Source organism: Microbacterium profundi, from assembly GCF_000763375.1.
In the GTDB taxonomy this organism is placed as follows: domain Bacteria; phylum Actinomycetota; class Actinomycetes; order Actinomycetales; family Microbacteriaceae; genus Microbacterium; species Microbacterium profundi.
This window is the reverse complement of the sequence record NZ_JPSY01000003.1, coordinates 97,238-122,515: the sequence shown is the minus strand read 5'-3', so window position 1 is coordinate 122,515 and position 25,278 is coordinate 97,238. Positions and strand designations below refer to the sequence as shown.

The window sequence follows — 25,278 nt, the reverse complement described above, 5'->3', positions numbered from 1 at the left end:
TCATGGGAGACTGGAGCAATGCTCCGCGTGCTCACGGCCGGCGAATCGCACGGCCCCGAACTCATTGCCGTCATGGAAGGGCTGCCGTCCGGCGTCCCGGTCTCATCCGAGGCGATCCAGCAGGATCTCGCCCGCCGTAAACTCGGCTATGGGCGCGGATCACGCATGAAGTTCGAGCAGGACGAGCTCACCATCTCGGGTGGTGTTCGGCACGGCAGGTCTCTCGGCAGCCCGATCGCCCTGCGCATCGGCAACACCGAGTGGCCGAAGTGGATCGAGGTCATGAACCCCGAGCCCATCGAGATCACCGACAAGTCGCGCGGCCGTTCAGCGCCGCTCACTCGGCCCCGCCCTGGACACGCCGACCTCGTCGGCATGCAGAAGTACGACTTCGATGAGGCACGCCCGATCCTCGAGCGCGCGAGCGCACGCGAGACCGCGGCACGTGTCGCCCTCGGCGCCGTGGCCAGGTCGTTCCTCGGTGCGCTCGGCATCCGTCTCGTCAGCCACACGCTGTCCATCGGCCCGGTGCGGGTACCGGACGGCGCTGCACTTCCGACACCCGATGACGTCGACGCGCTCGATGCCGATCCGCTGCGATGCTTCGACGCCGACACCTCGGCCGCCATGGTCGCGGAAGTCGATGATGCCCGCAAGGACGGCGACACGCTGGGTGGCATCGTCGAGGTGCTCGCCTACGGCCTACCGCCTGGACTCGGCTCGCACGTTCACTGGGATCGCCGTCTCGACGCACGTCTCGCCCAGGCTCTCATGAGCATTCAGGCCATCAAGGGCGTAGAAGTCGGCGACGGTTTCGAGACCACGCGTCGGCGCGGCTCCGCCGCCCACGATGAGCTCTTCTCCGCCGATGCGGGCATCACCCGAGGATCCGACCGCGCAGGCGGCACTGAGGGCGGCATGTCCACTGGCACCGTTCTGCGCGTGCGAGCGGGGATGAAGCCGATCGCGACGGTGCCGCGCTCGCTGCGCACGATCGACGTCGCCACCGGCGAGACCGCGACAGCCCATCACCAGCGCTCCGACGTGTGCGCGGTGCCCGCGGCGGGTGTCGTCGCCGAGGCGATGGTCGCCGTCGAGCTCGCGAACGCCGTGCTGGAGAAGTTCGGCGGAGACAGTGTCCGCGAGACGGCCCGCAACCTGCAGAGCTACCTCGACGCGATCCCGGCAGAGTTGCGCACCGCGCCCGCCTCGGAGGCGGCCCTAATCGCATACGATGATCACGTCTGAGCGGCTGATCGTCGTGCTCGTCGGTCCGATGGGCGCCGGCAAGACCAGCGTCGGACGGCAGGTGGCCAAGCGCCTCGGCGTGAGATTCATCGACACCGACAAGCGGATCGCCGCCGAGCACGGCCCGATCCCGGAACTCTTCGAGTCACGGGGCGAATCCCACTTCCGCGAACTCGAGCAGCTGGCCGTCGCCACGGCGCTCCGAGACGGGGGAGTGATCTCCGTCGGCGGTGGTGCGGTCAGCTCATCGGCGACGCGCGAGCTCCTGCATCGGCATCCGGTCGTCTTCCTGGCGGTGTCGCCGGAGGCCGTGGTCGATCGCATCCGCACCGGCGGACGGCCGCTCCTCGCGGGCGACGACGACCCCCTTGAGCGTTGGAATCAGATCTACGAGCAACGCCGCGGCTGGTATGAGGAGGTCGCCGATGTGACCTTCGACACCTCTCATCGGCCGATGCAGCGCATCGCCGAAGAGATCGCGGCATGGAGGAGAGAACAGGCATGAGCACGACCACGATCAGCGTGAGCGGACAGGCATCCTACGACATCACGGTCGGACGCGGCATCCTCGACAGGGTGTCCGCGGCCCTCGATCCAACGGTGCGGAAGATCCTCGTGGTGCATCCGCCCACGCTCGCAGAGCGCGCCGCGGAACTGCGCGACCGTCTGCTCGCCGACACCGCCGACGGGCCCCGTGAGGTGCTGCTGGCCGAGGTGCCTGATGCCGAGCAGGGCAAGCGCATCGAGGTCGCCGCGTTCTGCTGGCAGATCATGGGCCAGTCCGACTTCACGCGCACCGATGCCGTCGTCGGATACGGCGGTGGGTCCGTGACCGACCTCGCCGGCTTCGTCGCGGCCACGTGGCTGCGCGGCGTGCAGATCGTGCAGGTGCCGACCACTGTGCTCGGCCTCGTCGACGCCTCGGTCGGCGGCAAGACCGGCGTCAACACCGCAGAGGGCAAGAACCTCGTCGGCGCCTTCTGGGCACCGCGCGCCGTCATCGGCGACCTCGACGAGTTGAGCAGCCTCAGCACCCACGAGGCCACGGCAGGGTTCGCCGAAGTGGTCAAAGCCGGCTTCATCTGGTCGCCGGAGATCCTCGACATCATCGAGGCCGACCCCTCCCGTGCCGTCGACACGACGACCGAAGAGTTCCGTCGTACGATCGAACTCGCGATCGACATGAAGGCGCAGGTCGTGTCTGATGACTTCCGCGAGGCCGGTCAGCGCGAGATCCTCAACTACGGCCACACCCTCGGCCACGCGATCGAGCACGCCGAGCGGTACCGCTGGCGCCACGGCGCGGCGATCTCGGTCGGGATGCTGTTCGCGGCCGAGATCTCCCGGCTCGCCGGCCGGCTCTCCGATGACGTCGCCGACCGCCATCGCACCGTGCTGGAGTCCCTCGGCCTGCCGACGACCTACCGCGCCGGTGCTTGGAAAACGTTGCTGGCGACCATGCAGCGCGACAAGAAGAGCAGAGGCGGGATGCTGCGCTTCATCGTTCTCGACGACATCGCCAAGCCCACAGTGCTGCAGGCGCCGGACGAATCGCTGCTCTTCGCCGCCTACCAGGAGGTCGGGGCATGAGCCGCCGCATCCTGCTCGTCAACGGACCGAACCTCAATCTGCTGGGCACCCGCGAACCGGAGGTGTACGGTTCCGCAACCCTCGCGGACGTCGAGCGGATCACGCGCGATGCCGCGGCAGAGGCGGGGTTCGAGGTGCGCAGCATCCAGAGCAACCATGAGGGCGTGCTGATCGACGCGATCCACGCGGCCCGTGAGGATTGCGCCGCGATCGTGATCAATCCCGGCGGGCTCACGCACACCTCCGTCGCTCTGCGCGACGCGCTCACCGGCGTGTTCCTGCCGTTCGCCGAGGTGCACGTCTCAGACGTGCACGCGCGTGAGGAGTTCCGGCACTTCTCCTACCTCGAGGATGTCGCAGCAGTGCGCGTGATCGGGGAGGGCGTGGACGGCTACGCGAACGCTGTACGTCAGCTCACGGCGCTCATCCCGTAGAATCGACTGTCGGCCGCACTCATCGAACCCGGACAGGGTGAAACCCGAAACGGTGAAGACCGGCCCCTCACCAACGGAAACGGAACTCTCAGCGCATGGCATCCACCGCAGACATCAAGAACGGCGTCGTCCTCAGCATCGACGGACAGCTCTGGAACGTCATAGAGTTCCAGCACGTCAAGCCTGGCAAGGGCGGCGCGTTCGTGCGCACCAAGCTGAAGAACGTCGTCTCGGGAAAGACCGTGGACCGCACGTACAACGCCGGCGCGAAGATCGAGATCGAGAACGTCGATCGCCGTGACTTCACCTACCTGTACGCGGACGGCGACGGCTTCGTGTTCATGGACACGACCGACTACGACCAGATCACCGTCGGTGCGGCCACGGTCGGCGACGCGAAGAACTTCCTGCTGGAGAACCAGCAGGTCACGATCGCCCTGAACAACGGCAATCCGCTCTACATCGACCTCCCCGCATCTGTCACGCTCGAGGTGACGTACTCCGAGCCCGGCCTGCAGGGCGACCGTTCCTCGGCAGGCACGAAGCCTGCGACGGTGGAGACCGGGTACGAGATGCAGGTGCCGCTGTTCATCGAGACCGGAACGAAGATCAAGGTCGACACCCGCACGGGTGAGTACCTCGGTCGCGAGAAGTAAGGCGTGGGCGCTCGGACGAAGGCGCGCAAGCGCGCACTCGACATCCTCTTCTCCTCGGACGTCCGTGGAGACGACCTCGCTGTCGCTCTCGCCGCAGAAGCCAAGCGCGCCGCCGGCGAACCCGCTCGCGAGGCCTCCTGGCTGTACGCGCGCGAGATCGTCGACGGCATCGTCGATCACCGCGACGAGATCGACGAGCACATCGTGACGCACAGCCGTGACTGGAAGATCGAGCGGATGCCCGCCGTCGACCGCGCCCTGCTGCGCATCGGCGTGTGGGAGATCCTGCACAACGAGCAGGTGCCGACCGCGGTCGCAATCGATGAGGCGGTTGAGCTCGCCAAGGAGTTCTCGACCGACGACTCCGGCGCATTCGTGCACGGCGTACTCGCGAGGGTGGCCCGAGCCGGCTGACCCGATGGATGCGCGCACGCGCATCCTGGGAGTGCAGCGTCGATGCTCGACGAGAGGATGCCGGTATGCCAGCGCCGTACGTCGATCCCGCTGTCATCCGTGCTCTGACGGACGACGGCGGGTACCGCCGCGGTCTGTCGTATCAGCGTTCGGGCATGGTGACACGCACCGCGTGGGACGATGCCGAGCGAGTACTGACATCGGTCGTGGCGGGGTCGGCCGGCCACGCGTACCGCTGCTCGGTCCGCTTCTCCGCAAGGGGTGTGACCGCCGCCGTGGCATCGGCATTCTGCTCGTGCCCGGTGGCGCAGGGCTGCAAGCACATCGTCGCGACGCTCCTCGTGAACAATGACGATGCCCTGCAGTCGCCGGCGGTCGTCGACGACCGGCCGAGACCCGCCGCCTGGCGTGCCCTCGTTCCCTCCGCCTCTGCCGACGGCTCGACGGACATCGCGCTCGGAGTGGAACTGCGCCAGCGGGCGGCCGGTGGAGCGCACCACTGGTCGCCGCGACCGGTGCGCCCCGCCACCCCGCGCGACCTCGCCAAGGGAACAGGCGAACTGCTGCTCGGCATCCGTCCGCTCATGCGCAGCGCGGCGACCGGTTCCTGGATCCAGGGCGATGTGTCATGGGACTCGGTGCGCCGCTCGGCTGCTCAGTTCGGTCGCGAGCGCGTGCGCTGGTTCGCCGACCTGCTGAGCCTCTCACGCGACTCCCTGCTGTCGGGCACCGCGGGGGACTGGCTCTCGATGGATCTGATCGAATCCTCGCTGCTGTGGGGCCATCTTCGCCAGGCACCCGGACTCGGCATCCCTCTGGTGTCGACACGGAAGAGCACGACCGTGGCGCTCGGCGAGGCGGCGTCCGTCGCGGCGGAGTTCACGCGGAACGACGACGGCGCGCTCAGCATCGGCGCGGAGGTCATCCTCGACGAGCGGGTGGTTCCGACTGCGTCCGTGCGGGCCATCGGACACTCGGGGATCTACACGGCCGAGTCGATCGGCAGCCGCATCGCCCTCACGCTGGCCGAGGTCGAGCTCAGCGACCCCGTCCACACGCTCCTGAAGGCGCAGGGCGCGATCACCGTCACCAAGGCCGACGAAGCGGCGTTCCTGCGTGAGGCGTACCCTGCGCTGGCGAGACGCGCGCCGATCCGTACCGTCGGCGCGGTGAAGCTGCCCGCTGTGCCGTTGCCGCAGCCGACTCTGGTCGTGACGTTCCGCAGCGGCGACACGATCGACTACGCATTCGAATGGACGTACAAGGGCCACGGAAGATTCCCGCTCTCGCCGACAGCGGATGCCGTGCGCGACGCGCCCGCCGAACGGGAGCGTCAGAGCGAGATCGAGCAGATCTGGCAGCAGCTCTCCGACTCGGTCTTCACGGCATCCGCGACGCTGCACGACATCGACGCCGCCGAGTTCGTCGCGCACGTCGTTCCCGCCTTCCAGGCTCAGGGCGTCAGCATCATCGAGAACGGCACGCGCAAGGACTACCAGGAGATCACCGGCATCCCGGAGATCACCGTCTCGACCGTGGAGACCGTCGACGCCGACTGGTTCGATCTCGGGGTGCTCGTGAAGATCGACGGGCGCACCATCCCGTTCACTCCGTTGTTCACGGCGATGGCGAAGGGCAGGCGCAAGCTGCTGCTCGTCGACGGCAGTTATCTGTCTCTCAATCACCCCGCGCTCGACCGGCTCCGTGAGCTGATCGACGAGGCCTCAGAGCTGCAGGAATGGGAGACCGGCCCGCGCATCAGCCGCTACCAGACCGATCTGTGGCAGGAGTTCGAAGACCTCGCGGACGAAGCGCTCCCCGCTGTGAGCTGGCGTGCCACAGCCGAGGGACTGCGTCAGGCGACCGAGGTGCCGTCGACACCCGTGCCCGCGGGGCTCGTGGCCGAGCTGCGGCCGTACCAGAGGACCGGATTCGATTGGCTCGCATTCCTGTGGACGCATCGCCTGGGCGGCATCCTCGCCGACGACATGGGACTCGGCAAGACCATCCAGCTGCTCTCGCTCGTGCTGCACGCGAAGGAGGCGGGGGAGAAGCGGCCGTTCCTCGTCGTCGCCCCCACGTCCGTGCTCGGCTCCTGGCAGAGCGAAGCCGCGCGATTCGCTCCCGGCCTGCGCGTGCGCGTGATCGACAGCAGCAGCGTCAAACGTGAAGTGATGACGGATGCTGCCCACGGCGCCGACCTCGTCATCACCTCGTACACCCTGGTGCGTCTTGACGAGAAGGAATTCGCTGAGACCCGATGGGCCGGCCTCATCCTCGACGAGGCGCAGTTCGTGAAGAACCCCAAGACGAAGCAGCACCGCGCCGTCGCGGCGCTGAAGGCCGATGTCGTGTACGCCGTGAGCGGCACCCCGATGGAGAACAGCCTCACCGATCTCTGGGCGCTGTTGAAGCTCGCGGCTCCCGGCCTGTTCGCGTCGGCCAGGAAGTTCGGCGAGGACTACGTGCAGCCCATCGAGAAGGGCAAGGTTCCGGAGAACGAGGAGGGCGGCGAGTACCGGCAGCGGCGCCTGGAACGGCTCCGCCGCCGCATCCGTCCGCTCATGCTGCGCCGGACCAAGCAGCTGGTGGCCGCAGACCTTCCAGAGAAGCAGGAGCAGCAGCTGCACGTCGAGCTCAGCCCGTCGCACAGGGCCCTGTACGACGTGGTGCTGCAGCGCGAGCGGCAGAAGGTGCTGGGTCTGCTGGAGGATCTCGACCGCAATCGCTTCATCGTGTTCCGCTCGCTCACGATGCTCCGTCTGCTGAGCCTGTCACCCGGACTCGTCGACCCCGCGGACGCGAAGATCGGCTCCCGCAAGCTGGATGCACTTCTCGAGCATGTACAGGAGCTGCAGGCAGAAGGCCACCGCGCACTCGTGTTCAGCCAGTTCACCTCGTTCCTCAAGGAGGCGGCAGCGCGGCTCGATCACGCCGGCATCGCGTATGCGTACCTGGACGGATCGACGACCAGGCGGCCCCAGGTCATCGACGCCTTCCGCGCAGGCGAGCAGCCCGTGTTCCTCATCAGCCTGAAGGCGGGCGGATTCGGCCTCACCCTCACCGAAGCCGATTACGTATTCCTGCTGGATCCATGGTGGAACCCGGCCGCCGAAGCGCAGGCGGTGGACCGTACGCACCGCATCGGTCAGCAGAACCCGGTCATGGTGTACCGGATGATCTCCTCCGGAACGATCGAGGAGAAGGTCCTCGCCCTCCAGGAGCGCAAGGCGCGCCTGTTCACGGCGGTCATGGACGACGAGGAGATGTTCGCCCAGTCGCTCACCGCCGACGACATCAGGGGACTGTTCGAGAGCTGAGGGCTGCGTGCGGGTGCCGGCGCAGCGCGTGTTACGACGACATGACACGCGCCTCACGGAGCCCATCCGCGCAGGTGACGCAGAAGTGACGCGCCGGAAACGAATCCCGCGATCTCCCGAAACAGCGTCCTCCTATCGTCGATGCCGTACCGTCCGGAAGTCTCGGACCCGCGCGCATCAGGGGGTCAGCCGTGGTCATCTCGTCCGTCGCAGCAACACAGGATCAGCACGCACGTCCGGTCGTGCTCACTCGCCGGCCGGGACGGTGGGTCGACGGGTTCGACGCCGAGAACTCCGAGTTCTGGCGCACCGAGGGCCGCCGAATCGCACGACGCAACCTCGGCTGGTCGATATACGCGGAGTTCCTCGGCTTCATCGTCTGGCAGCTGTGGAGCGTCGTCGTCGTGCTGCTGCCTGCTGCGGGCTTCACCTTCACCAGCGCGGAGACGTTCTGGCTGCTCTCAGTGCCGAGCCTCGTCGGCGCGACGCTGCGCTTTCCGTACACGTTCATGGTGCCGCGCTTCGGCGGACGCAACTGGACGATCGTCTCCGCTGTGCTGCTGCTGATCCCAGCGTCATTGCTGGCGGTCGCGGTCGGCAACCCTGAGACGCCGTTCTGGTTGATGCTGGTGATCGCCGGGCTCGCAGGCTTCGGCGGGGGCAACTTCGCCAGCTCCATGGCGAACATCACGTACTTCTTCCCTCAGCGGGAGAAGGGCTGGGCTCTCGGCCTCAACGCCGCGGGCGGCAACCTCGGCACTTCGGTGGCACAGTTCTTCGTGCCGGTCGTCGTCTCGATCGGTGCAGGGATCGGTCTCGGTCTGCCACTGGCCGGTTGGATGTGGGTGCCCTTCATCCTGTTCGCTGCCTGGGGTGCCTGGCGGTACATGGACAACCTGTCCTCGGCGAAGGCCGATTTCGCGGGATCGGCAGCGGCGTTGCGAGAACCGCACCTGTGGCTGCTCTCACTGTTGTACATCGGCACCTTCGGATCGTTCATCGGATTCTCCAGCGTCTTCCCGAAGCTGATCGTGGATGAGTTTCCCGAGTTCTCAAGTCTGCATGTCGGCGCCGCCGTCGTGTCCCTGGCGTTCCTCGGCGCGCTCGTCGGCTCCGTCTTCCGACCGCTGGGCGGGCGTCTGGCCGACCGTTTCGGCGGCGCCCGGGTGACCATCGCGGCCTTCGCCGTGATGGCCGTCGGCGCATTCGGCATTCTCGGTGTGCTCGCGCTCGAGCAGTTCTGGCTCTTCCTCGTCTGCTTCCTGGTGCTGTTCGCCGCCACCGGAGTGGGGAACGGCTCGACGTACCGGATGATCCCCATCGTCTTCTCCGCAAGGGCGATCGCGCGACGAGAGGGCGACGCTGCGATGGTGGCGCGTCGTGCCGCAGCAGCACTCGGACTCATCGCCGGGATCGGAGCGTACGGCGGCTTCGTCGTGCCCCAGGTGCTGAACGCTTCGCAGCTCGCCTCGGGCGGGTACCAGGCCGCGTTCGTCGGGTTCGGCATCGCCTACCTCGTACTCCTCATCATCACAGCCCTCGCATACGCCGTGCCACGGGCCTCGCTCGACGGACGGCGGATCTGAACGTGTCGGAAGGCGCTCCACCGCTCCGAGTCGTGATCGTCGGGTTCGGCCCCGTCGGCGCGCGGCTGTGCGAGGAACTGCTTCCTGCGGTCAAGACCGGTTCGATGGCTCTCACCGTGATCGGGGCTGAGTCGGATGCGCCGTACAACCGTGTTCTCGTCGCCGAACTGGCGGTCGACAGAGCGGATGCCGCGGGCATCACCCTGCACGATCCGCAGGAGAGCATGCGGGCGGGGGTCGACGTGCGCCTCGGCACCAGGGCAGTCAGCGTGGACAGGACGATCAAGCAGATAGAGCTCTCGAACGGTGAGCGGGTGGCCTACGACCGACTGGTGCTCGCGACCGGCGCGCGCGCCAACATACCCACGCTGACCGGTATCCACCGGCCTGCCTTCGACGTCGACTCGCTGGCCAGATCGGGTGCCAGCGTCATCGGCGCGGATCCCGTGCTTCCGAACGGGGTGACGGTGCTGCGAGATCTCGCAGACGCCGAGCGTGTTCGTGCGGCAGTGAGCGAAGGGGCGCGACTGGTCGTGCTGGGCGCCGGTGTGCTCGGGCTGGAGTTCGCTCTGCTGGCGGCCGGTGCGGACGCAGAGGTCGCGGTGGTGCATCACGGGGCGACGCCCATGCCCCGCAGTCTCGACCGAGGCGCTGGCATCGTGCTCTCGCGCGCACTGCGGGAGGCGGGCGTCGAGGTGTACGCGCACAGCCGTGCCGAATCTGTCGGCTTCCGCACGGGCGACGACGGGGAGCCGGCATTCGACGCGCTGGTCACGGCAGACGGCAACTACGTTCGCGGCGACCTGCTGGTGCTGTCGTGCGGAGTCGGAGCCCGAGCTGAGCTCGCGACCGCAGCGGGTATCCGCACGGCGGCAGGGATCGTGGTCGACGAACAGCTGCGTTCCTGGAGCGACGACGATGTCTTCGCGATCGGCGACTGCGCGCACGTCGTGGAGCGCACGGTTGAGACGAATGCACTGACGCGCCTGCCCGGTGCGCCTTCCGGACTGATCGGTCCCGGATGGCGGCAGGCCGAGTGGCTCGCCCGTCGCCTCGTGGCTGAATCCGCCTGTGCTGCTCTTCCCGCGGCGCCACCGGCGGAGCGGGATTGCGTCGTCATGTTGAAGGCGGACAGGGTGGATGTCGCGGCAGTGGGTGACGTCGACGTCGACATCTGGGATGCATCGCCGCCCGACGACTCTGCGCCACTGCGTCACGTCGCGCAGTGGGCCGATCCTCAGCACGGCCGCTATCTCAAGCTGGTCACCAGCGGCGGTGTTCTCCAAGCCTTCGCGAGCGTCGGGATGCCCCGCACAGCGGCCGAGCTGACGCTGCTGTACGACCGACGAGGGGAACTGCCGGCCGATCGTTCGCTGCTGCTGCGGATGGACGGTGCGGACGACAGCGCAATCGCACGTTCAGACGCGTTCGCTCCCGAGACGACGGTGTGCCTGTGCAACGGCGTGAACGTGGAGGCGATCGGGGACTCTGTGGCCAGGGGCAATGACACCGTGGCCTGCCTGGGACGCGACACTCGTGCGGGCACCGGTTGCGGCGGATGCAAGCCACGCCTGGTCGAACTCATCGAGCGATTCACCTCTTCCGCGCAGGTCGCACCGGCATGAGTGTCGATACGCACACGCATTGTCCGTACTGCGCTCTGCAGTGCGCGATGACGCTCACGCCCAGAGCCCTGGACGCCGCGATCGATGAGCCTTCCCTGACGGTCACCGGCCGTTCCTTCCCGACCAACCGCGGCGGTCTGTGCAGGAAGGGCTGGACCTCTTCGACGCTGCTCGACTCGGACGACCGCATCCGCACACCTCTTGTCCGTGACGCGCACGGTGAGCTCGTGCCGACGGAGTGGTCAGTGGCGCTCGACATTCTCGCTCGGCGCATTCGTGCACTGCAGGGCCAGCACGGACGGGACAGCGTCGGCGTGTTCGGGGGAGGCGGTCTCACGAACGAGAAGGCCTATCAGCTGGGCAAGTTCGCGCGTATCGCGCTCGGTACATCGCGCATCGACTACAACGGACGCTTCTGCATGTCGTCCGCCGCCGCAGCCGCGAACCGCGCGTTCGGCATCGACCGCGGACTGCCGTTCCCGCTCACCGACCTGGACGCGGCGAAGACCGTGCTGCTGCTCGGTTCGAACGTCGCAGAGACCATGCCGCCTTTCCTTTCGCACCTCGCCGGCGTCCGTGAGGCCGGCGGCCTCATCGTGGTCGATCCGCGTCGCAGTGCGACGGCGAGACTGACCGAAGAAGGGCAGGGGACACACCTGGCGCCTGCGCCGGGGAGCGACCTCGAGCTGCTGCTCGGCCTCACCCACATCGTGATCGTGGAACGGCTGTACGACGCCACAGCGATCGAGGAGCACACCCTGGGATTCGATGACCTGCGCCGCAGCGTCGCCGCATGGTGGCCGGCCCGCGTGCAGCAGGTGACCGGCGTGCCTGTCGCCGTGCTGAGAGATGTGGCGCGGCGCCTGTCGGAAGGGGAGGAGACCTTCATCCTCACTGGGCGCGGTGTCGAGCAGCATTCGAACGGCACCGATACAGCGACCGCCGCCATCAACCTGGCGTTGATCCTCGGACTTCCCACGCGACAGGGCAGCGGCTACGGCACGCTCACCGGGCAGGGCAACGGGCAGGGCGGCCGCGAGCACGGTCAGAAGTGCGATCAACTGCCCGGGTACCGCAAGATCACGGATCCGGTCGCACGAGCCCATGTCGCTGCGATATGGGGAGTACAGGCAGAGGACCTGCCCGGTCCTGGTCTGCCTGCCGTGCAGCTGCTGGCCTCGATCGACGAGCCGGATGGGATCCGCGCACTGCTGGTGCACGGGTCCAATCCCGTCATCTCCGCACCCGATGCGGGCGCCGTGCGCGATCGGCTCGCACGCCTGGATCTTCTCGTGGTCTGCGACTTCTTCCTCTCCGAGACCGCGGCGATGGCGGACATCGTCCTGCCGGTCACGCAGTGGGCGGAGGAGGAGGGCACGATGACGAACCTCGAGGGCCGGGTGATCCGTCGCAGGCGTGCGGTCGATCCGCCCGGCGGCGTGCGCAGCGAGCTGTGGATCTTCGCCGAGCTCGCCCGTCGGCTGGATGCGCCGGGTCGCTTCGACGTCGATCCGGCCCTGGTGTTCGACGAGCTGGCGCGCGCCTCCGCGGGTGGTGTCGCCGACTATTCCGGGCTCAGCCATGAACTTCTCGACGATGACACCGAGGCGTACTGGCCGTACCCGAGCGGAAGCGAGGGCACACCGCGCCCGCTGCTCGGCGGGTACCGGCATCCCGACGGCCGAGCCCGGATCGTGCCGGTGTCAGTCGGCGTCCGCCTCGAGAGTGCGGCGACCGGATCAGAACTCACGCTCATCACCGGACGTCTGCTCGAGCACTACCAGTCCGGTGCGCAGACGCGGCGGGTGCCGGAGCTGATGGCCGCGCGCGATGCTCTCGAAGTGACGATGCATCCATCCACCGCGGCTGACCGCGGACTCGGCGACGGAGACCGGGCCACGCTCGAGAACAGCCGCGGTACCGTGACGGCGAAGGTCGCGACGAGTGTCTCCATCCGGCCGGATACAGTGTTCCTGCCGTTCCACTTCGCCGGCGCCCACAGTGCGAACCTGCTGACGAGCGATGCCACCGACCCCGTCTCGGCGATGCCGGAGTTCAAGACGGCGATCGTGCAGGTGCGTGCGGCCGCGGTCCGCTGAGCCCACCAGCGAGATCGTCCCGCCCTGCCCGGTCGCACTGCGCGCTCAGTGGCCCCCGGGTACAATCGTGAGGTCAATCTCAGAAGGAGCGCAATGCGGATCACGGGGCTCGGCCACGCCGGAATGTTCATCGAGACGGTCGGCGGAAACATCATCTGCGACCCGGTGATGGGCCCTTCGTTCTACGGCTCCTGGTTCCCGTTCCCCGACAACCGCGGTCTCGACTGGGAGAAGCTGGGACGCGAGGCGGACTTCCTGTACATCTCGCATCGCCATCGCGATCACTTCGATCCCGCGCTTCTCGAGCGGTACATCCGCAAGGACATCGAGGTGCTGCTGCCTGACTATCCGATCGACGATCTCGAGAAGGACATCCGCGCGCTCGGGTACGAGAACATCACCTATGCGCCGGCAGGTGAGGTCATCGAACGCGGTGAGCTGAAGATCATGATCACGCCGCTGCGTGCCCCCAGCGACGGCCCGATCGGCGACTCGTCGCTCAGCGTCGACGACGGCACGGCATCCGTGCTCAACCAGAACGATTCGCACCCGCTCGACCTCGAGAAGCTCCTCAGCTTCGGCAAGCCCGATGCGTACTTCACGCAGACCTCAGGAGCGATCTGGTGGCCCATGGTCTACGACCTGCCGCAGGACGCGAAGCAGAACTTCGCGCGCCTCAAGCGCGATGCGCAGAACAAGCGGGCGATGTTCTACATCGAGAAGGTCGATGCGCCTCATGTGTTCCCGATGGCCGGTCCGCCGATGTTCCTGCGCGACGAGCTGTTCAAGTACAACGGCTTCGGACTCGATGACGACTCGATCTTCACGGACCAGAAGCAGTTCATCGCGCATCTGAAGGAGCAGGCGCCGCAGTACGACGGGCAGCTCTTCGTGCCCGGGACGGTCGTCGAACTCGATCACGCCGACATGACGATCACGCAGACGTTGTACACGGATGCCGAGATCGCCCACGTGTTCGATGAGAAGTGGGAGTACCTCGAGTCGCAGCGCGCGAGCCGCCAGCAGGAGATCCGCGACGAGGAGGCCTCCCGTGCGGGCGTCATCGCGCCGGACGAGATGCTCGCGACCCTCAAGGCGTGGTGGGAACCGCTGCTGAAGAAGTCGCGCACCATCCGCCTCGGCGTCGGCGGCTGCGTGCGGTTCCGCATCGGCGATCTGGACATGGTGGTCGACTTCCCGCGGGCCAAGGTCCGCGAGTACGCGGGGGAGGAGTGCATCTACTGGTACACGATCCCCGCCGATCTGGTCTCCACCAACATCCGCGATCACGAGATCGACTGGTCGAACTCGATCTTCCTGTCGATGCAGTTCCATGTCGGCCGCAGCGGCAAGTTCAACGAGTTCCTCACGACGTTCCTCAAGTGCCTGTCAGTGGATCGCATCGAGTACGTCGAGAACTGGTACTCCGAGCAGACAGATCAGACCGAGGATGCTGAAGTCGGCGACTGGGTCGTCCAGCGCCGCTGCCCGCACCTTCGAGCCGACCTCACCAAGACCGGCAAGGTCGATGACGAGGGCGTGCTCACCTGCAGCATGCACGACTGGAAGTGGGACCTGAAGACCGGCAAGTGCCTGACCACCACCGGTCATCCGATCCGCGCCACGAAGGTCGACGAAGTCACCGACGCGGCGTTGCGCCTGGGCGCCTGAGCCTCACGTCGAGGGGACCGGTCGCCGTGCGAGCAGCACAGCGACCACGGGGTTGAGTACCATGAGTGCGGCCCAGGTCAGCTTCGCGATGTTCGCATCGACCAGCAGGGCGACCGGAATCGACGCGAGGATCACAGCCGGCGTCACAAGCGCCCCGAGTACCTCGCCGAGTCGGCGCGGTCGTACGATTCCGCACGGCGACGTGAACCTGTGGTCTCCGTCGCGGTTCTCTGAGTGTCGCTCATGTGCGCAGCGTGCAGCGCTCGTCTCCGCCGCGCAAGGCGTTCGCATGCTCCTGTACCACTGATGATGTCGGTGGTACAGTGGCGTCATGCCCACGACATTGACCCGCATCCAAGTCACGCAGACGCCCGCGTTGCGCGATGCGCTCGAACTCGCCGCCGAAGAATGGCCCGGAGTCCCGCGTTCCGAACTGGTGGCGAGGCTCGCTGTCGAAGGGGGACAGTCGCTCGCGGCCGTTCGCGCAGCCCGTCGTGTCGCGCGACGCAGAGCGCTCGACGAGACTCGGGGCATCTTCGGCCCTGACGTCTACCCGCCGGGATATCTCGATGATCTCCGAAAGGACTGGCCGGAATGATCGTCCTGGACGCAAGTGTGATGATTGCGCACCTTCTTGAAGGCGATGCACATGCAACAGCAACGATGGAGCTTCTCGACACAGAAGAGGAACTGGCGATGCATCAGATCTCGATCGCGGAGAGCCTGGTCGGACCGGCGAAGCGGAATGTGATCGATGTCGCAGAACGAGCAATCGGTACTCTTGGCGTCGAGCGGTTGCAAGCACCCATTGACGAGCCCCGGCGCCTCGCGCTTCTACGCGCCGAAACCGGTCTGAAGATGCCGGATTGCTGTGTCCTCGCGGGTGCAGAATCCAACGGCGCTACGCTCGCCACGTTCGATCGTCGCCTCGCGGATGTCGCGCGCGAGCGCGGCGTCGAGGTCGTCGGCGCCTGAACCGACCCCTAGACTGATACGAGCAAGCAACCTTTAACACCGTCCGGAGAGGCGGAGAAGGGAGCGGTGAATGAGCGCACGAACTGTGCTGCATGAAGCCGATATCTCGCGGGCTCTGACCCGTATCGCGCATGAGATCCTCGAATCCAATCGAGGAGCCGAGAACCTCGTCCTGCTGGGCATCCCGACCCGCGGCGTCACTCTCGCACATCGCCTCGGCGCGCTGGTCAGCAGCATCTCCCAGACCTCGGTCGCGACCGGCTCCCTGGATGTGACCCTGTTCCGCGACGATCTAGCGAAACAGCCCACCAGGTCGCCGCAGCCCACCGACATCCCCGCCGGCGGCATCGACGGCAAGACGGTCGTGCTCGTCGACGACGTGCTGTTCTCCGGGCGCAGCATCCGCGCCGCCCTCGACGCGATCCAGTCGATCGGCCGCCCGTCGACCGTGCGTCTGGCGATCCTCGTCGATCGTGGTCACCGCGAGCTCCCCATCCGTCCCGACTTCGTCGGCAAGAACATTCCGTCCTCCCGCCAGGAGCGCGTGAACGTGCGCCTGTTCGAGAACGATGGCGCAGAGGAGGTGACGATCGGAGAATGAGGAACCTCCTCGACACCCGCACCCTCGATCGCGAGAGCGCACTGCGCATCCTCGACGTCGCAGAGGACATGTCCGACACCCAGACCCGCGAGAACAGGAAACTGCCGACGCTGCGCGGCAAGACCGTGGTCAACCTGTTCTTCGAGGACTCCACACGCACGCGCATATCGTTCGAAGCCGCCGCGAAGCGCCTCTCCGCCGACGTCATCAACTTCGCCGCCAAGGGGTCGAGCGTCTCGAAAGGCGAGAGTCTCAAGGACACCGCGCAGACTCTGCAGGCCATGGGCGCGGATGCCGTCGTCATCCGCCACCACGCCTCCGGCGCCCCGCGCACACTCGCGACCAGCGGCTGGATCACCGCGGGCGTCATCAACGCCGGCGACGGCACGCATGAGCATCCGACCCAGGCGCTGCTCGACGCCTTCACGATCCGCAAGCGCCGATTCGGGGCCGATAGCCGCGGCCAAGACCTCTCCGGCATCCGCGTCGTGATCGTGGGGGATGTGCTGCACTCGCGCGTCGCGCGCTCGAACGTCTGGCTCCTCACGACACTCGGCGCCGAGGTCACGCTCGTCTCGCCGCCGACGCTGGTGCCGCAAAACGTGTCGCAGTGGCCGGTGCGCGTGGTCTACGACCTCGACGAGGCTCTCGCCGACGGTCCGGATGCGGTGATGATGCTGCGCATTCAGCTGGAACGCATGAACGCCGCGTATTTCCCGAGTGAGCGGGAGTATTCCCGGCGCTGGGGGCTGGACGCCGTGCGTGCGGCCACGCTTGCGGACGATAGCATTGTGATGCACCCCGGACCCATGAATCGCGGCCTGGAGATCTCCGCCGAAGCTGCGGACTCGCCGCGCTCGACGGTGCTGGAACAGGTCACCAACGGGGTGTCAGTGCGCATGGCGGTGCTCTACCTGCTGCTGGCAGGAGAACGAGACGACGAACGAGGAGAAGGCAGCTGATGGACACCCTCGTGATCACCGGGGCACAGCTTCTCGGCGCGGACAGCGCCGACATCGTGGTGGAGAACGGCGTCATCGCCGAGATCGGCAGCGGGCTCAGCCGGGCCGGCGCCCGAGTCATCGACGCGCAGGGCCTCGTCGCACTGCCGGGCCTCGTCGACCTGCACACGCACCTGCGCGAGCCTGGTTATGAGGCGTCCGAGACGATCCTCACCGGCACCAGGGCGGCAGCATCCGGCGGGTTCACCGCGGTCTTCGCGATGCCGAACACGTCACCGGTCGCCGACTCCGCCGGCGTCGTCGAGCAGGAACTCGCCCTCGGAGAGGCGGCGGGCTACGCCACCGTGCAGCCGATCGGCGCCGTCACCGTCGGGCAGAAGGGCGAACGCCTCGCTGAGCTCGGCGCCATGGCCACCTCGCGCGCCAAGGTGCGCGTCTTCAGCGACGACGGATTCTGCGTCTTCGATCCGCTGATCATGCGCCGCGCACTCGAGTACGTGAAGTCCTTCGGCGGTGTCATCGCCCAGCATGCACAGGATCCCCGGCTGACCGAGGGCGCCCAGATGAACGAGGGCGTCGTCTCCGCAGAGCTGGGACTCGCAGGATGGCCGGCCGTCGCCGAGGAGTCGATCATCGCGCGCGATGTGCTCCTCGCCGAGCACGTCGGCTCACGCCTGCACGTCTGCCACCTGTCCACCGCTGGTTCCGTCGACATCATCCGCTGGGCCAAGAAGCGCGGTATCGATGTCACTGCAGAGGTCACTCCGCACCACCTGCTGCTCACGGACGAACTGGTCCGCGGCTATGACGCGAAGTACAAGGTGAACCCGCCGCTTCGTCGCGAAGAGGACGTACTCGCCGTGCGCGAGGGACTGGCCGACGGCACGATCGACATCGTCGCCACCGACCACGCCCCGCATCCCAGCGAGAACAAGGCCTGCGAATGGCAGGCCGCAGCGAACGGCATGGTCGGCCTCGAGAGCGCGCTGCGCGTCGTGCATCAGTCGATGGTGCAGACCGGCCTGATCGGATGGGCCGACGTCGCCCGCGTCATGAGTCAGGCGCCCGCACGCATCGGACTTCTCGACGGTCACGGCACTCCGCTCGAAGCCGGTCAGCCTGCGCAGATCACGCTGTACGACGCCTCGCGGGAGGGCACCTTCACCGCTGCCGATCTGCACGGTCGCAGCCGGAACTCGCCGTATCTCGGGCGCGACCTTCCCGGCCGCGTCGAGTGGACGATCCACCACGGCGTCGTAACGGTCGAATCCGGCGCCGTCGTCGAAGAACTCCACTCATGCGATGCACCGAGCGACCGCAGGGAGGGGAAGTGAGCATGCGGGACATCGCTGTCGCCATCACCATCGTCCTGGCGGTGCTCGTCCTGGTGTCCATGTATCTGGCATGGCGACGACGCCTGCGACGCGACGGCGTGCACGTCGCGCCGGTGGGTGTCCCGGAGCACGCGGAGGTCCTGGCCAGGCACGAGGTGCTGTACGTCTCGACGACACGCCACGACCAGCCGCTCGAACGTCTGGCGATCACGCCGCTGGTATACCGTGCCCGCGGTGAGATCGCGGTGACCGATCGTGGCGCCGCGCTCTGCCTCGACGGCGCGCCGACGGTCTTCCTCGCATCCGCGAAACTCGTTCAGGTCGACCGTGCGACGGTCACGATCGACCGTGTCGTCGAGCCGAACGGTCTCGTGCGACTCGCATGGAACGTGTCCGACGACACGATCGTCGACTCGTACCTGCGCGTCACGACCGGCGATCCCCAGAACCTCATCTCAGAACTCCAGCGGCTCATCCCCGCGAACGACACAGGAGCCGAATCATGACACTCCCAGACCCCGCCGTCCTCGTCCTCGAAGACGGCACCCGTCACGTCGGGCGCGCATACGGCGCGCAGGGGACCACGCTCGGCGAGGTCGTCTTCTCGACCGGCATGAGCGGGTACCAGGAGACGCTGACCGATCCGTCCTACGCCGGCCAGATCGTGCTGCAGACCGCGCCCCACATCGGCAACACCGGGATGAATGACGAAGACACCGAGTCGCGACGCATCTGGGTCGCCGGCTACATCGTGCGCGACCCCTCCCGTGTCGTGTCGAACTGGCGCGCGAACGCCTCTCTGGACGAGATCCTCGTCCGCGACGGCATCGTCGGCATCAGCGGCATCGACACTCGGTCGATCACGCGGCACATCCGCTCCGCCGGTTCCATGCGAGGCGGCATCTTCTCCGGCGCGGACGCCGCGCTGGATGCTGATGAGCAGCTGCGCCGCGTGCAGGAGGCCCCCGAGATGAGCGGCCAGAACCTGTCGGCGCAGGTCTCGGTCGATGTCGCCGAGGTCACGACGGCGCTGGGGGAGCGCATCGGCAACCTCGCAGTGCTCGACCTCGGCGTGAAGCAGGCCACGATCGACAACCTCGCCGCACGCGGCTTCGAGGTGCACGTGCTGCCGCAGTCCTCGACCATCGAGGACATCCGCGCGGTCGATCCGGTCGCGGTGTTCTACTCCAACGGTCCGGGTGACCCGGCGGCATCGGGCGAGCACGTGGCGCTGCTGCGGAACGTGCTCGATGACGGCCTGCCGTTCTTCGGCATCTGCTTCGGCAACCAGCTGCTCGGTCGCGCACTGGGTCTCGGCACCTACAAGCTGCCCTTCGGGCATCGCGGCATCAACCAGCCTGTGCTCGACAAGAGCACCGGCAAGGTCGAGATCACCGCACACAACCACGGTTTCGCGGTCGAGGCGCCGCTCGAGGGCGCGTTCGACAGCCCGAACGGCTACGGAAAGGTCGAGGTCAGCCACGTCGGCCTCAACGACAACGTCGTCGAGGGTCTTCGCGCTCTCGACATCCCGGCTTTCTCGGTGCAGTACCACCCCGAGGCTGCGGCCGGCCCCCACGACGCCAACTACCTCTTCGATCGGTTCCGTGACCTGGTCGTTGCCACCCAGAAGGACGCCAAGTAATGCCAAAGCGCGACGACATCAATTCCGTCCTCGTCATCGGATCCGGCCCGATCGTGATCGGTCAGGCCTGCGAGTTCGACTACTCCGGAACCCAGGCGTGTCGCGTGCTGCGCGAGGAGGGCGTGCGCGTCATCCTCGTAAACTCCAACCCGGCCACGATCATGACCGACCCCGACTTCGCCGATGCGACCTACATCGAGCCGATCACCTGGCAGGTCATCGAGACGATCATCGCGAAGGAGAAGCCGGATGCGATCCTTCCGACGCTGGGCGGCCAGACGGCCCTGAACGCCGCGATCGAGCTGCACAACCACGGCATCCTCGAGAAATACGACGTCGAGCTGATCGGCGCGAGCTTCGAGGCCATCAACAAGGGCGAGGACCGCCAGATCTTCAAGCAGCTGGTGCTCGACTCCGGTGCAGACGTCGCGGCCAGTCGCATCGCTCACACAATGGACGAGGTGCTCGCCGCGGCCGACGAGCTCGGCTACCCGCTCGTCGTGCGCCCGAGCTTCACGATGGGCGGCCTCGGCTCCGGCTTCGCCTACGACGAGAAGGACCTGCGCCGGATGGCCGGCGCCGGACTCCACGACTCGCCGACGAACGAAGTGCTCCTCGAGGAATCGATCCTCGGCTGGAAGGAGTACGAGCTCGAGCTCATGCGCGACACCGCCGACAACACGGTCGTCGTCTGCTCCATCGAGAACGTCGACCCCGTCGGCGTGCACACCGGCGACTCCATCACGGTCGCCCCGGCACTGACGCTGACCGACCGCGAGTATCAGAAGCTCCGCGACATCGGCATCGACATCATCCGCGCCGTCGGCGTGGACACCGGCGGCTGCAACATCCAGTTCGCGATCGACCCGGCCGACGGCCGCATCATCGTGATCGAGATGAACCCCCGCGTCTCGCGCTCCAGCGCCCTCGCCTCGAAGGCCACCGGATTCCCGATCGCGAAGCTCGCGGCGAAACTCGCTCTCGGCTACCGCCTCGACGAGATCCCGAACGACATCACCGGTGTGACGCCTGCGAGCTTCGAGCCCACGCTGGACTACGTGGTCGTCAAGGTGCCGCGCTTCGCGTTCGAGAAGTTCCCGGCCGCCGACCCGACGCTGACCACGACCATGAAGTCGGTGGGCGAGGCCATGGCGATCGGCCGCAACTACGCCACCGCCCTGCAGAAGGCGCTCCGCTCGCTCGAGAAGCGCGGCTCCAGCTTCCACTGGGGTGAAGAGACGCGCAGCGTCGACGAGCTGCTCGAGATCTCGAAGACGCCGACCGATGGCCGCATCGTCGTGCTGCAGCAGGCGCTGCGCAAGGGCGCGACGATCGAGCAGGCATTCGATGCCACGGCCATCGACCCGTGGTTCCTCGACCAGATCGTGCTGATCAACGAGGTCGCAGAGACCGTCCGCACCGCGGGCGAGCTCGATGCCGCCACGCTCCGCTACGCGAAGGAGCACGGCTTCTCCGACGTGCAGCTGGCCGAGATCCGCGGCATCAGCGAGGCGGAGGCGCGCGGAGTCCGTCACGGCTTCGGCATCCGCCCGGTGTACAAGACGGTCGACACGTGCGCGGGGGAGTTCCCCGCGCTGACGCCGTATCACTACTCGAGCTACGACTTCGAGACCGAGGTCGCACCATCGGAGCGCACCAAGGTCGTCATCATCGGATCCGGGCCGAACCGCATCGGCCAGGGCGTCGAGTTCGACTACTCGTGCGTGCACGCGTCGTTCGCACTGTCGGATGCCGGATACGAGACCGTCATGGTCAACTGCAACCCCGAGACGGTCTCCACCGACTACGACACCTCCGACCGGCTGTACTTCGAGCCGCTCACACTGGAGGACGTTCTCGAGGTGCTCGACGCCGAAGCCGCCAGCGGCACCATCCTCGGCGTCGTCTGCCAGCTCGGCGGACAGACCCCGCTCGGGCTCGCCAAGGGCATCGAGGCAGCGGGCTACACGGTGCTCGGCACGAGCCCCGAGGCGATCGACATCGCCGAGGAGCGCGAGCTGTTCTCGCAGCTGCTGAACTCGGCAGGGCTCATCGCCCCGCGGCACGGCACGGCCATCGATGCGGACGGCGCCGTCGTCATCGCGGAGGACATCGGCTACCCGGTGCTGGTGCGCCCGAGCTTCGTGCTCGGCGGCCGCGGCATGGAGATCGTGTACGACACCGCGAGCCTGCGCGACTACTTCGTGCGCACGGCAGGCGAGGTCATCGTCGGCCCAGGCACCCCTCTGCTCGTCGACCGCTTCCTCGACGACGCGATCGAGCTCGACGTCGACGCACTCTACGACGGCAACGAGCTGTACATCGGCGGCGTCATGGAGCACCTCGAAGAGGCCGGCATCCACTCCGGCGACTCCAGCTGCACCCTGCCGCCCATCTCGCTCGGACGCAGCGACATCGACCGCATCCGCATCGCCACCCTCGCGATCGCCGAGGGCGTGGGCGTGCGCGGCCTGCTGAACGTGCAGTTCGCGATCAGCGCCGGCGTGCTCTACGTCATCGAGGCGAACCCGCGGGCGAGCCGCACTGTTCCGTTCGTGTCGAAGGCGCTCGGCATCCCTCTCGCGAAGGCCGCTAGTCGCATCATGGTCGGCGCGACGATCGACGAGCTGAAGACCGAGGGGCTGCTGCCTGTCTCCGACGGATCGCGCGTACCGCTCGGTGCGCCGGTCGCCGTCAAGGAGGCCGTGCTGCCGTTCAAGCGGTTCCGTACCAGGGACGGCAAGATCGTCGATTCGGTCCTCGGCCCCGAGATGCGCTCGACCGGTGAGGTCATGGGCATCGACAAGGACTTCCCGACCGCGTTCGCGAAGAGCCAGGCCGCGGCCTATGGGGGCATGCCGACTTCGGGCACCGTCTTCATCTCGGTCGCCGATGCCGACAAGCGTGCCGTGATCCTCCCCGCGCACCGTCTGCAGCAGCTCGGCTTCCGCCTGGTCGCCACCGAGGGAACCGCCGAGATCCTCTCGCGCAACGGCATCGCGGTCACCGTGGTGTCGAAGTACAGCGAGACGCTCGACAGCGGCGAGCAGAACATCGTCGACCTCATCAACGACGGCGAGATCGACATCATCGTCAACACGCCCTCCGGTGGTGCCGCACGGGCGGACGGATACGAGATCCGCGCCGCAGCTGTCGCCGCGGACAAGGCGCTGTTCACTACGATGGCAGTTCTCGGTGCCGCCGTCAGCGGAATGGACGCCGCCGACGAGGGCTTCGATGTGAAGAGCCTCCAGGAATACGCGACCGAGCGAGAGGCAGCCCTATGACCGAGCGCTTCGGTGAGCGCGTCAGGGCTGCACTTGGCGCCCATGGTCCGCTCTGCGTCGGCATCGACCCGCACCAGGCATTGCTGATGTCCTGGGGACTGGCGGATTCTGCCGCCGGCGTGCGCGAACTAGGTCTGCGAACAGTGGATGCTGCGGCAGAACGAGTGGGATTCGTGAAGCCGCAGGTGTCGTTCTTCGAACGCTTCGGTTCCGCGGGGTTCGCCGCGCTCGAAGACGTGCTCACCGCAGCGCGCGACGCGGGTCTCGTCGTGATCGCCGACGCGAAGCGCGGTGACATCGACACGACGATGGACGCATATGCCGCGGCGTGGTTCACCCCCGGTTCGCCGCTCGAGGCGGATGCGCTCACGGTGAACCCGTTCCTCGGTGTCGGCTCACTGGCGAGCACCTTCGCTCTCGCCGAAGAAGCCGGCAAGGGCGTCTTCGTGCTCGCCGCGACGAGCAACCCCGAGGCTGCGACCGTGCAGCGTGCACGTGCGGCGGACGACCGGAGCGTCTCGGCCGCGATCATCGCCGATGTCAGCGCACGCAACGCCCGGTCGACACCGGAAGGCGAATGGGCGAGCCTCGGTTTCGTGATCGGCGCGACGGTGGACTGGGCGGATGCCGGCCTCGCCGAGTTCACCCCCGCCACCCCCATCCTCAGCCCCGGCTTCGGCGCGCAGGGCGCGGGTCCCGCAGATCTTCGTGCACGATTCGGCGCGCACGCCTGGATGGTCATCGCATCGGAGAGTCGCAGCATCCTCTCCGCCGGTCCGGACGCGATCGCCTCGACGATCGATGCACGCACCGCCGAGTACCGGGAGGCACTGAATGTCTGACCGCAAGGTTCCCGAGGTCGATCGCGCCGCCGCGGCACGTCGAGCCGTCGAACGGCGCCGCGCCAGAGCCGCCCTCAAACGCGATCTGACCATGCGCGTCGTCGCCCCGCAGAGCATTACGGCGCAGGCGTTCGACGACGCGGAATCCGTCGCCGGATCCATGCGCATCACCGATTTCCTGCTCGCGCTGCCTGCCATCGGCGTCGGCAAGCGCGATCGCATCCTCGCCGAACTCGACATCTCGCCGGTGAAGCGGCTCGGCGGGCTCGGAGTGCGCCAGCGCGTGACACTTCAGCGCTGGCTCGATGAACGCTTTCCCGCGCAGACGCCACGGTCCGGGCGGAGTCGGCTGCTGGTGCTCGCCGGTCCCACGGCGGTCGGCAAGGGCACGGTCGCAGCGCACATCCGCGAGAACCACCCGGAGATCCACCTCTCGGTGTCCGCGACCACCAGGCCGCCGCGCCCGGGCGAGATCGACGGAGTGCACTACTTCTTCGTCGACGACGCCGAGTTCGATCGGCTGATCGCCGAGGGGGCGCTGCTCGAGTACGCGGTCGTCCACAATCGCTCTCGCTACGGCACGCCGCGCGCGCCGATCGACAAGGCTCTCTCCGAAGGCAAGACCGTGCTTCTCGAGATCGATCTGCAGGGAGCGCGCCAGGTGCATGCCGCAGAACCGTCTGCGACGCTCATCTTCCTGCTGCCTCCGTCGTGGGACGAACTGGTGGATCGGCTGGTCGGCCGAGGCACCGAGGACGACGAGGAACGCGCCCGCAGACTGCGCACCGCCAAGGTCGAATTGGCTGCTCAGAGCGAGTTCGATTACCGGATTGTGAACGAGGACGTCGCCACTGCCGCTCGCGAGGTCGTAGAATTGTCTGAGGCGACTGCGCGCTGAGCGATCCCTGAGCCTGTCGAAGGGTCGCGAGCCTGTCGAAGGGCCCTGAGCTTGTCGAAGGGTCGCGCGCCCGCCGATTCGACTTCGCGAC

Annotated in this window: 22 protein-coding genes; 21 read left to right on the top strand and 1 reads right to left on the bottom strand. The window is 67.3% G+C overall.

The window, feature by feature from the left end; genetic code table 11:
- Positions 1-18 precede the first annotated feature (18 nt).
- The 11 genes from aroC to JF52_RS0113190 all read left to right on the top strand — a co-directional run bounded on the left by aroC (position 19) and on the right by JF52_RS0113190 (position 14,643).
- Positions 19-1,248, top strand: a complete 1,230-nt coding sequence (gene aroC / locus JF52_RS0113240; protein WP_033107084.1) for a chorismate synthase — start codon at positions 19-21, stop codon at positions 1,246-1,248.
- The gene (locus JF52_RS0113235; protein ID WP_033107083.1) at positions 1,235-1,753 is read left to right on the top strand and encodes a shikimate kinase; all 519 of its coding nucleotides are present in this window, start codon (positions 1,235-1,237) and stop codon (positions 1,751-1,753) included. The genes aroC and JF52_RS0113235 overlap by 14 nt, the downstream gene beginning before the upstream one ends.
- On the top strand, positions 1,750-2,838 hold the full coding sequence (gene aroB / locus JF52_RS0113230; RefSeq protein WP_033107082.1) for a 3-dehydroquinate synthase: 1,089 nt from the start codon (positions 1,750-1,752) through the stop codon (positions 2,836-2,838). The genes JF52_RS0113235 and aroB overlap by 4 nt, the downstream gene beginning before the upstream one ends.
- Positions 2,835-3,272 carry a type II 3-dehydroquinate dehydratase gene (gene aroQ / locus JF52_RS0113225; protein ID WP_033107081.1) on the top strand — a complete coding sequence of 146 codons (438 nt, stop codon included), beginning with the start codon at positions 2,835-2,837 and terminating at the stop codon, positions 3,270-3,272. The genes aroB and aroQ overlap by 4 nt, the downstream gene beginning before the upstream one ends.
- Before the next feature lie 95 nt (positions 3,273-3,367).
- Positions 3,368-3,928 carry an elongation factor P gene (efp, locus tag JF52_RS0113220; protein ID WP_033107080.1) on the top strand — a complete coding sequence of 187 codons (561 nt, stop codon included), beginning with the start codon at positions 3,368-3,370 and terminating at the stop codon, positions 3,926-3,928.
- Positions 3,929-3,931: 3 nt separating this feature from the next.
- Positions 3,932-4,342, top strand: a complete 411-nt coding sequence (gene nusB, locus JF52_RS0113215; RefSeq protein ID WP_033107079.1) for a transcription antitermination factor NusB — start codon at positions 3,932-3,934, stop codon at positions 4,340-4,342.
- 65 nt (positions 4,343-4,407) lie between these two features.
- On the top strand, positions 4,408-7,662 hold the full coding sequence (locus JF52_RS0113210; RefSeq protein ID WP_033107078.1) for a DEAD/DEAH box helicase: 3,255 nt from the start codon (positions 4,408-4,410) through the stop codon (positions 7,660-7,662).
- A gap of 197 nt (positions 7,663-7,859) precedes the next feature.
- Complete coding sequence (locus JF52_RS0113205) at positions 7,860-9,248, top strand: MFS transporter (protein WP_235272463.1); 1,389 nt, start codon at positions 7,860-7,862, stop codon at positions 9,246-9,248.
- Positions 9,249-9,250: 2 nt separating this feature from the next.
- Complete coding sequence (locus JF52_RS0113200; RefSeq protein ID WP_033107076.1) at positions 9,251-10,873, top strand: FAD-dependent oxidoreductase; 1,623 nt, start codon at positions 9,251-9,253, stop codon at positions 10,871-10,873.
- Positions 10,870-12,972 (top strand): molybdopterin oxidoreductase family protein, encoded by a 2,103-nt coding sequence (locus tag JF52_RS0113195; RefSeq protein ID WP_052167041.1) that lies wholly within the window; start codon positions 10,870-10,872, stop codon positions 12,970-12,972. The genes JF52_RS0113200 and JF52_RS0113195 overlap by 4 nt, the downstream gene beginning before the upstream one ends.
- Before the next feature lie 93 nt (positions 12,973-13,065).
- Entirely contained in the window at positions 13,066-14,643 is a 1,578-nt protein-coding gene (locus tag JF52_RS0113190; protein WP_033107075.1) for a Rieske 2Fe-2S domain-containing protein, read from the top strand.
- Positions 14,644-14,646: 3 nt separating this feature from the next.
- Here the strand turns inward: JF52_RS0113190 and JF52_RS17500 are convergent, their stop codons facing one another.
- Entirely contained in the window at positions 14,647-14,790 is a 144-nt protein-coding gene (locus JF52_RS17500; RefSeq protein WP_160175067.1) for a hypothetical protein, read from the bottom strand.
- Between the two features lie 184 nt (positions 14,791-14,974).
- Here JF52_RS17500 and JF52_RS0113185 point away from each other — a divergent pair, with 184 nt between their 5' ends.
- From JF52_RS0113185 to gmk, 10 genes are all read left to right on the top strand, one after another.
- Positions 14,975-15,241, top strand: a complete 267-nt coding sequence (locus JF52_RS0113185; RefSeq protein WP_033107074.1) for a hypothetical protein — start codon at positions 14,975-14,977, stop codon at positions 15,239-15,241.
- The gene (locus JF52_RS0113180) at positions 15,238-15,618 is read left to right on the top strand and encodes a type II toxin-antitoxin system VapC family toxin (protein WP_033107073.1); all 381 of its coding nucleotides are present in this window, start codon (positions 15,238-15,240) and stop codon (positions 15,616-15,618) included. The genes JF52_RS0113185 and JF52_RS0113180 overlap by 4 nt, the downstream gene beginning before the upstream one ends.
- Positions 15,619-15,688: 70 nt before the next feature.
- Entirely contained in the window at positions 15,689-16,219 is a 531-nt protein-coding gene (gene pyrR, locus JF52_RS0113175) for a bifunctional pyr operon transcriptional regulator/uracil phosphoribosyltransferase PyrR (RefSeq protein WP_033107072.1), read from the top strand.
- Positions 16,216-17,181, top strand: a complete 966-nt coding sequence (locus tag JF52_RS0113170; RefSeq protein WP_033107071.1) for an aspartate carbamoyltransferase catalytic subunit — start codon at positions 16,216-16,218, stop codon at positions 17,179-17,181. Before pyrR ends, JF52_RS0113170 begins: the two co-directional genes overlap by 4 nt.
- The gene (locus tag JF52_RS0113165; protein ID WP_200881025.1) at positions 17,181-18,515 is read left to right on the top strand and encodes a dihydroorotase; all 1,335 of its coding nucleotides are present in this window, start codon (positions 17,181-17,183) and stop codon (positions 18,513-18,515) included. Before JF52_RS0113170 ends, JF52_RS0113165 begins: the two co-directional genes overlap by 1 nt.
- Before the next feature lie 2 nt (positions 18,516-18,517).
- Entirely contained in the window at positions 18,518-19,021 is a 504-nt protein-coding gene (locus tag JF52_RS0113160; RefSeq protein ID WP_235272461.1) for a PH-like domain-containing protein, read from the top strand.
- The gene (gene carA / locus JF52_RS0113155; protein ID WP_033107069.1) at positions 19,018-20,160 is read left to right on the top strand and encodes a glutamine-hydrolyzing carbamoyl-phosphate synthase small subunit; all 1,143 of its coding nucleotides are present in this window, start codon (positions 19,018-19,020) and stop codon (positions 20,158-20,160) included. Before JF52_RS0113160 ends, carA begins: the two co-directional genes overlap by 4 nt.
- Positions 20,160-23,447, top strand: a complete 3,288-nt coding sequence (gene carB / locus JF52_RS0113150) for a carbamoyl-phosphate synthase large subunit (protein WP_033107068.1) — start codon at positions 20,160-20,162, stop codon at positions 23,445-23,447. Before carA ends, carB begins: the two co-directional genes overlap by 1 nt.
- Positions 23,444-24,289 carry an orotidine-5'-phosphate decarboxylase gene (gene pyrF, locus JF52_RS0113145; RefSeq protein ID WP_033107067.1) on the top strand — a complete coding sequence of 282 codons (846 nt, stop codon included), beginning with the start codon at positions 23,444-23,446 and terminating at the stop codon, positions 24,287-24,289. Before carB ends, pyrF begins: the two co-directional genes overlap by 4 nt.
- A complete protein-coding gene (gene gmk / locus JF52_RS0113140; protein WP_033107066.1) occupies positions 24,282-25,187 on the top strand; it encodes a guanylate kinase in 906 nt (301 codons plus the stop codon). Before pyrF ends, gmk begins: the two co-directional genes overlap by 8 nt.
- Positions 25,188-25,278: the final 91 nt, after the last annotated feature.